The 14122-nt window shown below is 66.4% G+C and carries 7 protein-coding genes and 3 rRNA genes; all 10 read right to left on the bottom strand.

Annotated features, from left to right (window positions below; genetic code table 11):
• Positions 1 to 26: 26 nt before the first annotated feature.
• On the bottom strand, positions 27 to 1100 hold the full coding sequence (pstA, locus tag CFP65_RS21695) for a phosphate ABC transporter permease PstA (protein ID WP_104817746.1): 1074 nt from the start codon (positions 1098 to 1100) through the stop codon (positions 27 to 29).
• On the bottom strand, positions 1097 to 2080 hold the full coding sequence (gene pstC / locus CFP65_RS21690) for a phosphate ABC transporter permease subunit PstC (protein ID WP_104817745.1): 984 nt from the start codon (positions 2078 to 2080) through the stop codon (positions 1097 to 1099). The genes pstA and pstC overlap by 4 nt, the downstream gene beginning before the upstream one ends.
• A gap of 160 nt (positions 2081 to 2240) precedes the next feature.
• Positions 2241 to 3383, bottom strand: coding sequence for a phosphate ABC transporter substrate-binding protein PstS (gene pstS, locus CFP65_RS21685; RefSeq protein WP_104817744.1), 1143 nt, complete (start codon positions 3381 to 3383; stop codon positions 2241 to 2243).
• Positions 3384 to 3629: 246 nt separating this feature from the next.
• On the bottom strand, positions 3630 to 4133 hold the full coding sequence (locus CFP65_RS21680) for an NUDIX hydrolase (protein ID WP_104817743.1): 504 nt from the start codon (positions 4131 to 4133) through the stop codon (positions 3630 to 3632).
• Positions 4118 to 5185, bottom strand: coding sequence for a CHAD domain-containing protein (locus tag CFP65_RS21675; protein ID WP_104817742.1), 1068 nt, complete (start codon positions 5183 to 5185; stop codon positions 4118 to 4120). Before CFP65_RS21675 ends, CFP65_RS21680 begins: the two co-directional genes overlap by 16 nt.
• 89 nt (positions 5186 to 5274) lie before the next feature.
• Positions 5275 to 7605, bottom strand: coding sequence for an RNA degradosome polyphosphate kinase (locus CFP65_RS21670; RefSeq protein WP_371682443.1), 2331 nt, complete (start codon positions 7603 to 7605; stop codon positions 5275 to 5277).
• A 99-nt stretch (positions 7606 to 7704) separates the two neighbouring features.
• Positions 7705 to 8739: a mycothiol synthase gene (gene mshD / locus CFP65_RS21665; RefSeq protein ID WP_104817741.1), complete on the bottom strand. Its 1035-nt coding sequence runs from the start codon at positions 8737 to 8739 to the stop codon at positions 7705 to 7707.
• Positions 8740 to 8853: 114 nt separating this feature from the next.
• Positions 8854 to 8970 (bottom strand): 5S ribosomal RNA (gene rrf, locus CFP65_RS21660).
• Positions 8971 to 9054: 84 nt separating this feature from the next.
• Positions 9055 to 12175 (bottom strand): 23S ribosomal RNA (locus tag CFP65_RS21655).
• A 279-nt stretch (positions 12176 to 12454) separates the two neighbouring features.
• Positions 12455 to 13976, bottom strand: a 16S ribosomal RNA gene (locus CFP65_RS21650).
• The 16S, 23S and 5S rRNA genes sit together here, the layout of an rRNA operon.
• Between the last annotated feature and the right edge of the window lie 146 nt (positions 13977 to 14122).

Below are 14122 nucleotides of genomic sequence, written 5' to 3'. Positions count from 1 at the left end.
TCAGGTCTCGTACGTCAGTCGGGCGGTCAGTGGCCGGCCTTGGGCGAGCGCCAGCGGGCGATGCCCCGCGCGATGAGGTTGAGCCCCATCACGAAGACGATCAGCACCAGGGCGGCTCCCCAGGCTCGGGCGTAGCCGGCGTCGTTGTTGACGTTGGCGTACTGCTGCCAGATGAACAGCGGCAGGTTGGCCTGCGGGCCGTTGAACGGATCGGTGTTGATCGCGTCGGCACCGAAGACCAGCATCATCACCGGGGCGGTCTCACCGGCCACGCGGGCCACGGCCAGCATGACGCCGGTGGTGATGCCGCCGATGGCCGTCGGGAGCACGATCCGCAGGATCGTCTTCCACTTCGGCACGCCGAGGGCGTACGAGGCTTCCCGCAGCTCGTTCGGGACGAGCTTGAGCATCTCCTCGGTGGAGCGGACGACCACCGGCAGCATCAGGATGGCCAGCGCGAGGCTGCCCGAGAAGCCGGAGAACTGGAAGCCGAGCGCGAGGTTCCAGACCGAGAGGACGAACAGACCGGCGACGATGGACGGGACACCCGTCATGACGTCGACGAAGAAGGTGACCGCCTTGGCGAGCCGGCCGCGGCCGTACTCCACCAGGTAGACGGCGGTCAGGAGGCCGATCGGCGCGGCCATCGCGGTGGCGAGGCCGACCTGCTCCAGGGTGCCGATGATGGCGTGGTAGATGCCGCCGCCGGGGCGGGTCGGCACGATGTTGCGCATCGAGTGGCTGAGGAAGTTGCCGTCGACGACCTTGGCGCCCTGCTGGACGGTGTAGATCACCAGCGAGGCGAGCGGCAGGACCGCGGCCACGAAGGCGACCCAGACCACCGAGGTGGCGAGCCGGTCCTTGGCCTGGCGACGGCCCTCGACCTTGGCCGAGACGCCGTAGCTGATGATCAGGAAGAGGGCGGCGGCGATCAGGCCCCACTGCAGGTGGCTCTTCAGCCCGCCCCCGGCGCCGATGGCGGCACCGAGCGCGATGGAGAGGACGGCCACCCCGGCCGGCGCCCACTTGGGCAGCCGGGCGTTGGTGAGGTTGCGGCTCAGCTGCGGAGCGGGAGCCGCGTCCATGGTCACGGTACTCATGCGTTGGCCCCCGAGTACTCCTTGCGGCGCGCGATGATCAGACGGGCGGCGCCGTTCACCAGCAGGGTGATGACGAACAGGACGAGACCGGAGGCCATCAGGGCGTCCCGGCCGAAGGGCGAGGCCTCGCCGAACTTCAGCGCGATGTTCTGCGCGAAGGTGCCGCTGCCCAGGTCGAGCAGGTGCAGCGAGAGCTTGCTGTTGGGCGAGAGCACGGTGGCCACGGCGACGGTCTCGCCGAGCGCGCGGCCGAGGCCGAGCATCGAGGCCGAGATGATGCCGGGCTTGCCGAACGGGATCACCGCGGTGCGGATCATCTCCCAGCGGGTCGCCCCGAGGGCGAGCGCCGCCTCCTCGTGCATCCGCGGCACCTGGCGGAACACCTCGCGGCTCACGGCGGTGATGATCGGGAGGATCATGATCGCCAGCAGCACGCCGACGGTGAACAGGTTGCGCGGGCTGACGCCGTCCTGGGTCTGGTCGAAGACGTACGTCCAGCCGAGGTACTGGTCCATCCAGGCCGTCAGGCCGGCCATGTGCGGCACCAGCCAGAGCACGCCCCAGAGGCCGTAGACGATGCTGGGGACGGCGGCGAGCAGGTCGACCAGGTAGGCGAAGGGCTGGGCGATCTTCTTCGGCGCGTAGTGCGAGATGAAGAGCGCGATCCCGATCGCGACCGGCACGGCGATCGCCATCGCGATGACCGCGCTGACGATGGTGCCGAAGGCCAGCACCGCGACGCCGAAGACCGGCTTCGTGATGTTGTCCGGGTCCCACTCGAAGGTGGTGAGGAAGTTGCCCTGGTTCTTGCCGAGGGCGATGCCCGAGCGCCAGGCCAGGAAGCCCGCGATGGCGGCCATGACCACCAGCAGCAGGATGCCCGCGCCACGGGAGAGGTTGAAGAAGATGGCGTCACCGCGTCGGCTGTCCGACCTGCGGCGGTCCCTCCCGCTGGGCGCGGTAGGGGGGGATGAAGTCATGGTGGTCTACTCCGGTCTGGCGGCGCTGCCCCGTGGAGGGCGGCACCATGGCGGCGGTGCCCCGGACGTGGTTCGTCGTGCTGAACGGGCGGGCGGCCCTGCCCCCCAGTGAGGGCCGCCCGGCCGGTGTTCAGTTGGTCCTGCGGGTGGTGCTGGAGGGTCAGGCGAGGGCGGCGATGGCCGTCTTCACCTTGGTGGCGAGCGCGGCGGGCAGCGGGACGTAGCCCTTGTCGCCGATGGCCTTCTGGCCGGCGTCGCTGATGGTGTAGTTCAGGAAGGACTTGAGGGCGTCCAGCGACTCGGGCTTGTTGCCCTTGTCGCAGACGATCTCGTAGGTGACCAGGACGATCGGGTAGGCACCCTCGGCCTTGGTCGCGTAGTCCAGCGACAGGGTGAGGTCCGCGCCGGTGCCGGTGACCTTGGCGTTGGCGAAGGTGGTGGCGGCGTTCTCGGCGCTGGCCTCGACCGGCTTGGCCGCGCCGGTGGCGATCTGGGCGCTCTTCAGGCTGTTGAGCTGGGCGTAGGAGAGCTCGACGTAGCCGATCGAGTTCTTGACCTGCTTGATCTGGGCCGAGACACCGGCGCTCTTGTCGGCCGCCTGGCCGCCCTGGCCCTTCCAGGTCTTGTTCGGCTCGTAGGTCCAGTTGCCGCCGCCGGCCTTGGAGAAGTAGGTGGTGAGGTTCGCGGTGGTGCCCGAGTCGTCCGAGCGGTGGACGGCCTGGATGGTGGCGTCCGGCAGGGTCACGCCCGGGTTCAGCGCGGTGATGGCCGGGTCGTTCCACTTGGTGATCTTCGAGTCGAAGATCTTCGCCAGGGTCGGGCCGTCGAGGACGAGCTTGTCGACACCGTCCACGTTGAAGACGATCGAGACCAGGCCGGCGACCATCGGCAGGTCGATGCCCTGGCCGGTCTTGCAGACCGCCTTGGAGGCCTCGACCTCGGCCGGCTTGAGGGCCGAGTCGGAGCCGGCGAAGGCCAGCTTGCCCTGGTTGAACTGCTGGACACCCGCGCCCGAACCGCCACCGGAGTAGGTGATCGTGGTGCTGGAGCAGGCGCTGCCGTAGGCGGCCTTCCAGACGTCGATCGCGTTCTGCTGCGCGGTGGAGCCCGCGGCGAGCAGCTGGCCGCCCTTGCCGCAGTCGATCTTCGCGTCGGAGGAGCCCGAGCTGGCGGCGGAGGTGCCGCTGCCGCCCTGGGTCGGGGTGTTGTTGTCAGAGCCGCACGCAGCGAGCGACAGCGAGCTGACGAGCGCCACGGCACCGATTGCGAGGGCCTTGGTGCGGCCGTTCCGCTGGAGCTTCACAGGGTGTCCCTTTCTGTGGCCCGACCTGCTCCGACGGGGCTGGAAACAGCCTTGCGGGAGGGAGGTCTAGCTGTGGTCCGGGGCCCGTACGGCCCTCCGGTAACCCCGAAGTTAGGCCGGTCAGGTGACGCATCAGGCGGTCGTAAGTGAACGGACGGTGAACCTCGAACGGATGACAGGAAACACCGGCCGGTAGTAACGGTTGCGTCACGGCCAAGACTCGGCAAGGTCAACCGGGTTGCCGGGTCAGCCGCCGAGTGCCACCAGCAGGGCGTCGACCAGGGCGCGGTCGCGCTCGTGGGTCAGCCGCTCCCGGGCCTTGCGGGGCGAGAGCCAGACCAGCCGGTCCACCTCGCGGTTGGGCGTGAACACCCCGTCGGTGGGCACCGCCGCCCAGTAGCGCACCTCTTTCGGCCGCCCCTGCGCCAGGTAGTGCTGCACCGGCAGCTCCGGCCCCAGCAGGCAGCTCAGCCCGGTCTCCTCCCGCACCTCGCGCAGCGCCGCCGCCCGCCAGCCCTCCCCGGCCTCCAGCTTGCCCTTGGGGAAGCTCCAGTCGTCGTACTTCGGCCGGTGCACCAGCGCCAGCCGGGGCTTCTTCCGGCTCCAGCCGTCCTTCTTCAGCGGCCCGGGCACCCAGAGCACCGCCCCGGCCGCCAGCACCGTCGGCCGGCGGCGGTAGGGCGAGGGCGCCGGGTCGGCGGGGTCGCTGCGGCGGGAGGAGCGCTGCGGGGCGCTCAGGCGGTTGCCCATTCGTGCCATCCGTGATGCGGGAGCTTCGGCCACTGGTGTCCGAAGGCGTACCGGGCCGCCTCCACCTCCAGTCGCTGATCAGCATGCACCACCCCGAGCACGTAGGCCGTCGCCGGGGTGATCCGCGGCGTGCGCGCCGCCGTGGCCACCGTGACCGCCGCGTCCGCCGCCTCCTGGTGGCGGCCCAGCGTCAGGTCCACCGCGTCCAGCTCCGCCGAGGGCGCCCCGCACACGTCCAGCGCGTACCGGGCCCGCTTCACCAGGATCCGCACCCGCAGCCAGGGCGCGTCGTCCGCCGCCACCACGGCCTCGCCCTCCGCGCGCGCCTCCCCGCGGGCCGCCGGCACCAGCCGGGCCGTGCCCAGCCGGTGCAGCCCCTCCCCGCCGTACGGCGTCGCCGACCGCCCCAGCGGCAGCAGCTCCACCCCCGCGCCCAGCGCCCCCAGCGCGGCCGCCGCCTGCGGCAGCAGCACCGCCGCCCGCTGGGCGCGCGCCCCGGGCAGCAGCGGCGCCTCCCCCGCCAGCAGGGTCATCCGGTCCGCCAGCGCGTGCAGCCGGGCCGACCGCAGCTCCTGCAGCAGGGCACTGTGCGCCCGCGTCCGGGCCAGCGTCAGCTGACGCTCGAGCAGCGCCCGCGCCTTGGGCGCGCCCGCGTGCCCGGCCAGCATCCCCGGCCCCTGCGGATCCGTCTCGCTCAGCGAGTCCACCGCCGCCAGCAGCCGCTCGCCCCGGCGCACCAGGGCCGGCTCCTGCGCCAGCAGGTCCAGCAGCCAGCGCAGCTCGACCCTGGTCTCCTGCGCCCAGGCCGGCTCGAAGGCCGGGCCGAAGGTGTGCAGCGCGCCGCCGATCCGGCGCACGCACCGCAGCAGGTCCGCCGTGCCCGCCGCCCCGGCCAGCGCCCGCTCCCCCGGTCTCGCCCCCGCCTCGCCGACGGCCAGCGGCAGCGCGCGCAGGAACACGCCCGCCTGCTCGGTGAGGTGCCCGGAGAGCAGCTCACCGACGGTGGCGCTGGCGTCGGCCGTCGTCCGGGCCGACATCGGCACATCGGTCATGGCAGGAAAACCTCGTCCCCCGAGGGCCTTCCCCCGGGAGGACGTTCCCGGGGGCGGTGTGACGGTGCAGCGGATCCGCTGCCGGTGGGTCAGCGGGTGACGGCCGAGCTGCGGCGGCGCGTCCGGGAGTCGATCAGCATCTCCTGGACGTCCTTGAGGCGTCTGCCCTCGGCGTCCTGCGAGTGCCGGGTCCAGGCGCCGTCCGGGCCCAGGTGCCAGGACTCGGTCTCGTCCGACATGCCCTGCTCGATCAGCGCCGAGAGCTCGGCCCGGTGCCCCGGGTCGGCCACCCGCACCAGCGCCTCGATCCGGCGGTCCAGGTTGCGGTGCATCATGTCGGCGCTGCCGAACCACACCTCCGGCTCGCCGCCGTTGCCGAAGACGAAGATCCGCGAGTGCTCCAGGAACCGGCCGAGCACGCTGCGCACCCGCACGTTCTCGCTCAGCCCCGGCACCCCCGGCCGGATCGCGCAGATCCCGCGCACCCACACGTCCACCGGCACCCCCGCCTGGGAGGCCCGGTAGAGCGCGTCGATCAGCTCCTCGTCCACGATCGAGTTGAGCTTCAGCTTCACCCCGGCCGGCCGCCCGGCCCGGTGGTGCGCGATCTCCCCGTGGATCCGCGCCACCAGCCCGTCCCGCAGCCCGCGCGGGGCGGTCAGCAGCCGGCGGTAGGACTCCCGCCGGCTGTAGCCGGAGAGCCGGTTGAACAGGTCCGAGAGGTCGGCGCCCATCTGCGGGTCGGCCGTCAACAGCCCGATGTCCTCGTACAGCCGCGCCGTCTTCGGGTGGTAGTTGCCGGTGCCCACGTGCGAGTACCGCCGCAGGCTGTCCCCCTCCTGGCGGACCACCAGTGACAGCTTGCAGTGCGTCTTCAGGCCCACCAGGCCGTAGACCACGTGGCAGCCGGCCTCCTCCAGCTTGCGGGCCCACTTGATGTTGGCCTGCTCGTCGAAGCGCGCCTTGATCTCCACCAGCACCAGCACCTGCTTGCCGGATTCGGCCGCGTCGATCAACGCGTCCACGATCGGCGAGTCACCCGAGGTGCGGTACAGCGTCTGCTTGATCGCCAGCACGTCCGGGTCGGCCGCGGCCTGCTCCAGGAAGGCCTGCACCGAGGTGGAGAAGGAGTCGTACGGATGGTGCAGCAGCACGTCCCGCTCGCGCATCGCGGCCAGGATGTCCGGCTGCGAGGCCGACTCCACGTCCGTCAGCCCGCGCGCCGTGCCCGCCACGAACGCCGGGTACTTCAGCTCCGGACGGTCCAGGCCGGCGATGCCGAACAGCCCGGTCAGGTCCAGCGGGCCGGGCAGCGGGAAGACCTCGGCCTCGGTGATGTTCAGCTCGCGCACCAGCAGGTCGAGGATGTAGGGGTCGATCGACTCCTCCACCTCCAGCCGGACCGGCGGGCCGAACCGACGGCGCATCAGCTCCTTCTCGAGCGCCTTCAGGATGTTCTCGGTGTCGTCCTCCTCCACCTCCAGGTCCTCGTTGCGAGTGACCCGGAAGGCGTGGTGAGCCAGCACCTCCATCCCCGGGAAGAGCTCCTCCAGGTGCGCCCCCATCACGTCCTCCAGCGGCACGTACCGCTGCGGGGACGCCTCCAGGAACCGGGCCAGCGACTGCGGCACCTTCACCCGGGCGAAGTGCTTGTGCCCCGAGACCGGGTTGCGCACCACCACGGCCAGGTTGAGGCTCAGCCCCGATATATACGGGAAGGGGTGCGCCGGGTCGACCGCCAGCGGGGTCAGCACCGGGAAGATCTTCGCCCGGAACAGGGTGTGCAGGCGGGCCTGCTCCTTGTCCGTCAGCTCCGACCAGCGCACCAGCTCGATGCCCGCGGCCGCCAGATCGGCCAGCACCTCGTGCTGGAAGGCGGCCGCGTGGCGGGCCATCAACTCCCGCGAGCGGGTCCAGATCTGATCCAGCACCTCACGCGGCTGCAGGCCCGAGGCGGAGCGCTGCGCCACCCCGGTGGCGATCCGGCGCTTCAGCCCGGCGACCCGGACCATGAAGAACTCGTCCAGGTTGCTCGCGAAGATCGCCAGGAACTTGGCCCGTTCGAGCAGCGGGATCCGCGGGTCCTCGGCGAGCTCCAGGACCCGCTCGTTGAAGGCCAGCCAGCTGCGCTCCCGGTCCAGGAAGCGCCCTTCCGGCAGCTCGCCGAGCCCCAGCTCGGCGAGGTCGAGCACGGTGTCCCGGCTGTCCAGGGCTTCCAGGGTGGGCAGGTGGGCAGGGCGGGGGACGCTCATGGGTTCCAGCTCCTCCAGCAGGACGAAATCCGCACTGCCCGGAACCGACTCCCGACCGCCGTACTCGGCGGCTCCACCGGGTACGGCGGCACCACCGGTCACGGCAGCCGGCCGGTCCTCCCCGTCGGGGTGGTCGACCGCACGGGGGCGAGGCACTGCTGATGTCATCCTGTGATCTTCGCGGCGACAATTTAATCCACGGTAAACACCGCATGGCCGGGAGGAAAGCTGAGTCGGTCACCCCCGTGGACCCGTCACCGCGGCAGCTCAGGCCCCCGGGCGCTCGCCGGCCACCCGGTACATCAGGTCGATTTCGTGCACGGTGAACCCGAGCCGCTCGTACACCCGCACGGCCGCCGCGTTGTCGGCGTCCACGTAGAGCATCACGGTCTCCTGCTTGCGCTCCTGCGCCAGGTAGCGCAGCCCGATCGCCGTCAGCGCCCGCCCCAGCCCGTTGCCCTGCTCCGCCGGGTCGACCCCGACCACGTAGACCTCGCCCAGCCCCTCCGGATGCACCTTCGTCCAGTGGAAGCCCACCACGCGCTCCGCCGCACCCTCCCCGCGGACCGCGAGGAAGAAGCCCTCCGGATCGAACCAGGGCTCGGCCACCCGGTCCGCCAGGTCCTGCTCCGTCCAGGCCCCCTGCTCCGGGTGGTGCGCGAAGGCCAGCGCGTTGAGCCGCAGCCACTCCGCCCCGTCCCGGTCCGGCCGGAAGGCCCGCACCGTCACGCCCTCGGGCAGCCGCGGCAACTCCTCCGCCACCCCGGCCGGCGTCGAGGGCCGCCGCATCTGCCGCAGCTCCCGGACCAGCTGGGCGCCGTACGTCTGCGCCAGGTGCCGCGCCGCCGGGTGCCCACCGTGCGCCCAGAACTCCACCGCCCCACCCGGCTCGGCCTCCGCCGCCGCAGCCAGCACCGCCTCGACCAGCTCCCGCCCGAAGCCCTCCCCCCGGCGCCCCGGCGCCACCGCCAGCTCGGCCGTCCCGGCCTTCCCCGCCCCCGGCGACTCCAGCTGCGCGTACCCGACATCGGCCCGCTGGCTCCCTTGCCGCCCGCTCACCGCCGACTGCAACAGGTGAACGATCCCGACCCGGGGCTCCGAAGCCTTCAACCGCAGCCGCCCCTGCTCCGAAACCGCCTGCCGGCCGTCCGACACCGCAGCCAGCCCGAGGATCTCGGCGGCCGCCTGCGACTCCCCTTCGGAGAGCACGGGCGAGGTGACCACCAGGCTCTCGACCTCACCGAGGTTCACCGAACGGGAGCGACGGGGCTGCGGCTGCTGGCCGGCGTGAGAAGCAGTCATGGCACGACCTTACGCCGAGTCAGCGCCCGGTGGCGGAATGACCTGACGTATTTGTCAGCTGAAACGCAAAGAAGCCCCATCCGGTCTCCCGGATGAGGCTTCTCCACAATGATTGTTCGGCGGCGTCCTACTCTCCCACAGGGTCCCCCCTGCAGTACCATCGGCGCTGTGAGGCTTAGCTTCCGGGTTCGGAATGTAACCGGGCGTTTCCCTCACGCTATGACCACCGAAACACTATGAAACTATCCGACCGCACCACACTCTCCATGAGCATGGGGTCGTTGTTTCAGAACAACACAGTGGACGCGAGCAACTGAGGACAAGCCCTCGGCCTATTAGTACCGGTCAGCTCCACCCATTACTGGGCTTCCACATCCGGCCTATCAACCCAGTCGTCTACTGGGAGCCTTACCCTCTCAAGGAGGTGGGAACATTCATCTCGAAGCAGGCTTCCCGCTTAGATGCTTTCAGCGGTTATCCCTCCCGAACGTAGCCAACCAGCCATGCCCTTGGCAGGACAACTGGCACACCAGAGGTTCGTCCGTCCCGGTCCTCTCGTACTAGGGACAGCCCTTCTCAATATTCCTACGCGCACAGCGGATAGGGACCGAACTGTCTCACGACGTTCTAAACCCAGCTCGCGTACCGCTTTAATGGGCGAACAGCCCAACCCTTGGGACCTACTCCAGCCCCAGGATGCGACGAGCCGACATCGAGGTGCCAAACCATCCCGTCGATATGGACTCTTGGGGAAGATCAGCCTGTTATCCCCGGGGTACCTTTTATCCGTTGAGCGACGGCGCTTCCACAAGCCACCGCCGGATCACTAGTCCCTGCTTTCGCACCTGCTCGACCCGTCGGTCTCACAGTCAAGCTCCCTTGTGCACTTACACTCAACACCTGATTGCCAACCAGGCTGAGGGAACCTTTGGGCGCCTCCGTTACTCTTTAGGAGGCAACCGCCCCAGTTAAACTACCCACCAGACACTGTCCCTGATCCGGATCACGGACCCAGGTTAGACATCCAGCACGACCAGAGTGGTATTTCAACGATGACTCCACCATGACTGGCGTCACGGCTTCACAGTCTCCCACCTATCCTACACAAGCCGAACCGAACACCAATATCAAGCTATAGTAAAGGTCCCGGGGTCTTTCCGTCCTGCTGCGCGAAACGAGCATCTTTACTCGTAATGCAATTTCACCGGGCCTATGGTTGAGACAGTCGAGAAGTCGTTACGCCATTCGTGCAGGTCGGAACTTACCCGACAAGGAATTTCGCTACCTTAGGATGGTTATAGTTACCACCGCCGTTTACTGGCGCTTAAGTTCTCAGCTTCGCCGTGACGAATCACGACTAACCGGTCCCCTTAACGTTCCAGCACCGGGCAGGCGTCAGTCCGTATACATCGCCTTACGGCTTCGCACGGACCTGTGTTTTTAGTAAACAGTCGCTTCTCGCTGGTCTCTGCGGCCGGCCCCAGCTCACGGAGTAAATCCGATCACCAGTTCCGGCCCCCCTTCTCCCGAAGTTACGGGGGCATTTTGCCGAGTTCCTTAACCATAGTTCACCCGAACGCCTCGGTATTCTCTACCTGACCACCTGAGTCGGTTTGGGGTACGGGCCGCCATGAAACTCGCTAGAGGCTTTTCTCGACAGCATAGGATCATCCACTTCACCACAATCGGCTCGGCATCAGGTCTCAGGCTATTGTTGTGCGGATTTGCCTACACAACGCCCTACACCCTTACCCCGGGACAACCACCGCCCGGGCTGGACTACCTTCCTGCGTCACCCCATCGCTCAGCTACTACCCTGTTGGGTCAGCGGCTCCACCACGTCCCATCGTCCGAAGACTCCGGGCCGGCTTCACGGCTTTAGCATTCAGAGGTTCGCCGTTGGCGCTTCAAAGCGGGTACGGGAATATCAACCCGTTGTCCATCGACTACGCCTGTCGGCCTCGCCTTAGGTCCCGACTTACCCTGGGCAGATCAGCTTGACCCAGGAACCCTTGGTCAATCGGCGCAAGAGTTTCCCACTCTTGTATCGCTACTCATGCCTGCATTCTCACTCGTGAACCGTCCACAACTGGATTCCTCCGCTGCTTCACCCGGCACACGACGCTCCCCTACCCATCACAGCCCCCGTTGGGAGTATTGCTGTAATGACACGACTTCGGTGGTGTGCTTGAGCCCCGCTACATTGTCGGCGCGGAATCACTTGACCAGTGAGCTATTACGCACTCTTTCAAGGGTGGCTGCTTCTAAGCCAACCTCCTGGTTGTCTCTGCGACTCCACATCCTTTCCCACTTAGCACACGCTTAGGGACCTTAGTCGGTGTTCTGGGCTGTTTCCCTCTCGACCATGGAGCTTATCCCCCACAGTCTCACTGCCACGCTCTCACTTACCGGCATTCGGAGTTTGGCTAAGGTCAGTAACCCGGTGAGGCCCATCGCCTATCCAGTGCTCTACCTCCGGCAAGAAACACGTGACGCTGCACCTAAATGCATTTCGGGGAGAACCAGCTATCACGGAGTTTGATTGGCCTTTCACCCCTAACCACAGGTCATCCCCCAGGTTTTCAACCCTGGTGGGTTCGGTCCTCCACACGGTCTTACCCGCGCTTCAACCTGCCCATGGCTAGATCACTCCGCTTCGGGTCTTGGGCGTGCAACTCAACCGCCCTATTCGGACTCGCTTTCGCTACGGCTACCCCACACGGGTTAACCTCGCTACACACCGCAAACTCGCAGGCTCATTCTTCAAAAGGCACGCAGTCACGAGACACACAGCAAGCTGCATGTCCGACGCTCCCACGGCTTGTAGGCACACGGTTTCAGGTACTATTTCACTCCGCTCCCGCGGTACTTTTCACCATTCCCTCACGGTACTATCCGCTATCGGTCACCAGGGAATATTTAGGCTTAGCGGGTGGTCCCGCCAGATTCACACGGGATTTCTCGGGCCCCGTGCTACTTGGGAGAAGCTCAAGCGAGCCGTACAGATTTCATCTACGGGGGTCTTACCCTCTACGCCGGACCTTTCGCATGTCCTTCGACTATCCATACGGTTTCTGACTCGCCCAACTGCCGGCAGACAGCTGAAGAACTTTCCCACGACCCCTTGAGCGCAACCCCTGCCGGGTCTCACACGCTCAAGGTTTAGCCTCATCCGGTTTCGCTCGCCACTACTCCCGGAATCACGGTTGTTTTCTCTTCCTGAGGGTACTGAGATGTTTCACTTCCCCTCGTTCCCTCCACACACCCTATGTGTTCAGGTGCGGGTGACAGCCCATGACGACTGCCGGGTTCCCCCATTCGGAAACCCCCGGATCAAAGCCTGGTTGACGACTCCCCGGGGACTATCGCGGCCTCCCACGTCCTTCATCGGTTCCTGGTGCCAAGGCATCCACCGTGCGCCCTTAAAAACTTGGCCACAGATGCTCGCGTCCACTGTGCAGTTCTCAAACAACGACCAGTCCCCCACCCTCGACCCGCACAAGGCGGCTCTCAAGTGAGACCGGCGATCACTGAAGCAACGACATCAAGCCGTTCCCTCAGGACCCAACAACGTGCCCGACCCACCAGACTCTGGATACGCTTTCCACGCCGAAGCAGTACTAACGAACCATCACCCAGTGTGCCGAATAGTCAACGTTCCACCCATGAGCTAGCACTCGAAGACATTCGCTCCGAGCTGCTGTGTGCTCCTTAGAAAGGAGGTGATCCAGCCGCACCTTCCGGTACGGCTACCTTGTTACGACTTCGTCCCAATCGCTGGTCCCACCTTCGACGGCTCCCTCCCAAGGGTTAGGCCACCGGCTTCGGGTGTTACCGACTTTCGTGACGTGACGGGCGGTGTGTACAAGGCCCGGGAACGTATTCACCGCAGCATGCTGATCTGCGATTACTAGCAACTCCAACTTCATGGGGTCGAGTTGCAGACCCCAATCCGAACTGAGGCCGGCTTTTTGGGATTCGCTCCGCCTCGCGGCATCGCAGCCCTTTGTACCGACCATTGTAGCACGTGTGCAGCCCAAGACATAAGGGGCATGATGATTTGACGTCGTCCCCACCTTCCTCCGAGTTGACCCCGGCAGTCTCCTGTGAGTCCCCATCACCCCGAAAGGCATGCTGGCAACACAGAACAAGGGTTGCGCTCGTTGCGGGACTTAACCCAACATCTCACGACACGAGCTGACGACAACCATGCACCACCTGTATACCGACCACAAGGGGGCGACTATCTCTAGCCGTTTCCGGTATATGTCAAGCCTTGGTAAGGTTCTTCGCGTTGCGTCGAATTAAGCCACATGCTCCGCTGCTTGTGCGGGCCCCCGTCAATTCCTTTGAGTTTTAGCCTTGCGGCCGTACTCCCCAGGCGGGGAACTTAATGCGTTAGCTGCGGCACCGACGACGTGGAATGTCGCCAACACCTAGTTCCCAACGTTTACGGCGTGGACTACCAGGGTATCTAATCCTGTTCGCTCCCCACGCTTTCGCTCCTCAGCGTCAGTAATGGCCCAGAGATCCGCCTTCGCCACCGGTGTTCCTCCTGATATCTGCGCATTTCACCGCTACACCAGGAATTCCGATCTCCCCTACCACACTCTAGCCTGCCCGTATCGAATGCAGACCCGGGGTTAAGCCCCGGGCTTTCACATCCGACGCGACAGGCCGCCTACGAGCTCTTTACGCCCAATAATTCCGGACAACGCTCGCACCCTACGTATTACCGCGGCTGCTGGCACGTAGTTAGCCGGTGCTTCTTCTGCAGGTACCGTCACTTGCGCTTCTTCCCTGCTGAAAGAGGTTTACAACCCGAAGGCCGTCATCCCTCACGCGGCGTCGCTGCATCAGGCTTTCGCCCATTGTGCAATATTCCCCACTGCTGCCTCCCGTAGGAGTCTGGGCCGTGTCTCAGTCCCAGTGTGGCCGGTCGCCCTCTCAGGCCGGCTACCCGTCGTCGCCTTGGTGGGCCGTTACCCCACCAACAAGCTGATAGGCCGCGGGATCATCCTGCACCGCCGGAGCTTTCCACCAACCCCCATGCGGAGGAAGGTCATATCCGGTATTAGACCTCGTTTCCAAGGCTTGTCCCAGAGTGCAGGGCAGATTTCCCACGTGTTACTCACCCGTTCGCCACTAATCCACTCCGAAGAGCTTCATCGTTCGACTTGCATGTGTTAAGCACGCCGCCAGCGTTCGTCCTGAGCCAGGATCAAACTCTCCGTGAATGTTTTCCCGTAATCGGGAGAGACACTCGCGTTGAGCGGCACGGCAACCACCGGAATAGGGTGGCCCCGCGCACTGCGTCCTCGCTGTGTTTTGTTACTAAAGGAATCTCCAACCCCGATCCCGAAGGACCAAGGCCGGGGATGTC

It is taken from the genome of Kitasatospora sp. MMS16-BH015, assembly GCF_002943525.1.
In the GTDB taxonomy this organism is placed as follows: Bacteria; Actinomycetota; Actinomycetes; order Streptomycetales; family Streptomycetaceae; genus Kitasatospora.
The sequence above is the reverse complement of the archived record's forward strand: the minus strand, read 5'-3'. Positions and strand labels throughout refer to the sequence as shown.

What these genes read in the sequence shown, in the direction of transcription:
- pstA (WP_104817746.1), bottom strand. Translation starts at nt 1,100, where the DNA reads ATGAGTACCGTGACCATGGACGCGGCTCCCGCTCCGCAGCTGAGCCGC.
- pstC (WP_104817745.1), bottom strand. Translation starts at nt 2,080, where the DNA reads ATGACTTCATCCCCCCCTACCGCGCCCAGCGGGAGGGACCGCCGCAGG.
- CFP65_RS21680 (WP_104817743.1), bottom strand. Translation starts at nt 4,133, where the DNA reads ATGGGCAACCGCCTGAGCGCCCCGCAGCGCTCCTCCCGCCGCAGCGAC.
- CFP65_RS21675 (WP_104817742.1), bottom strand. Translation starts at nt 5,185, where the DNA reads ATGACCGATGTGCCGATGTCGGCCCGGACGACGGCCGACGCCAGCGCC.
- CFP65_RS21670 (WP_371682443.1), bottom strand. Translation starts at nt 7,605, where the DNA reads ATGACATCAGCAGTGCCTCGCCCCCGTGCGGTCGACCACCCCGACGGG.
- mshD (WP_104817741.1), bottom strand. Translation starts at nt 8,739, where the DNA reads ATGACTGCTTCTCACGCCGGCCAGCAGCCGCAGCCCCGTCGCTCCCGT.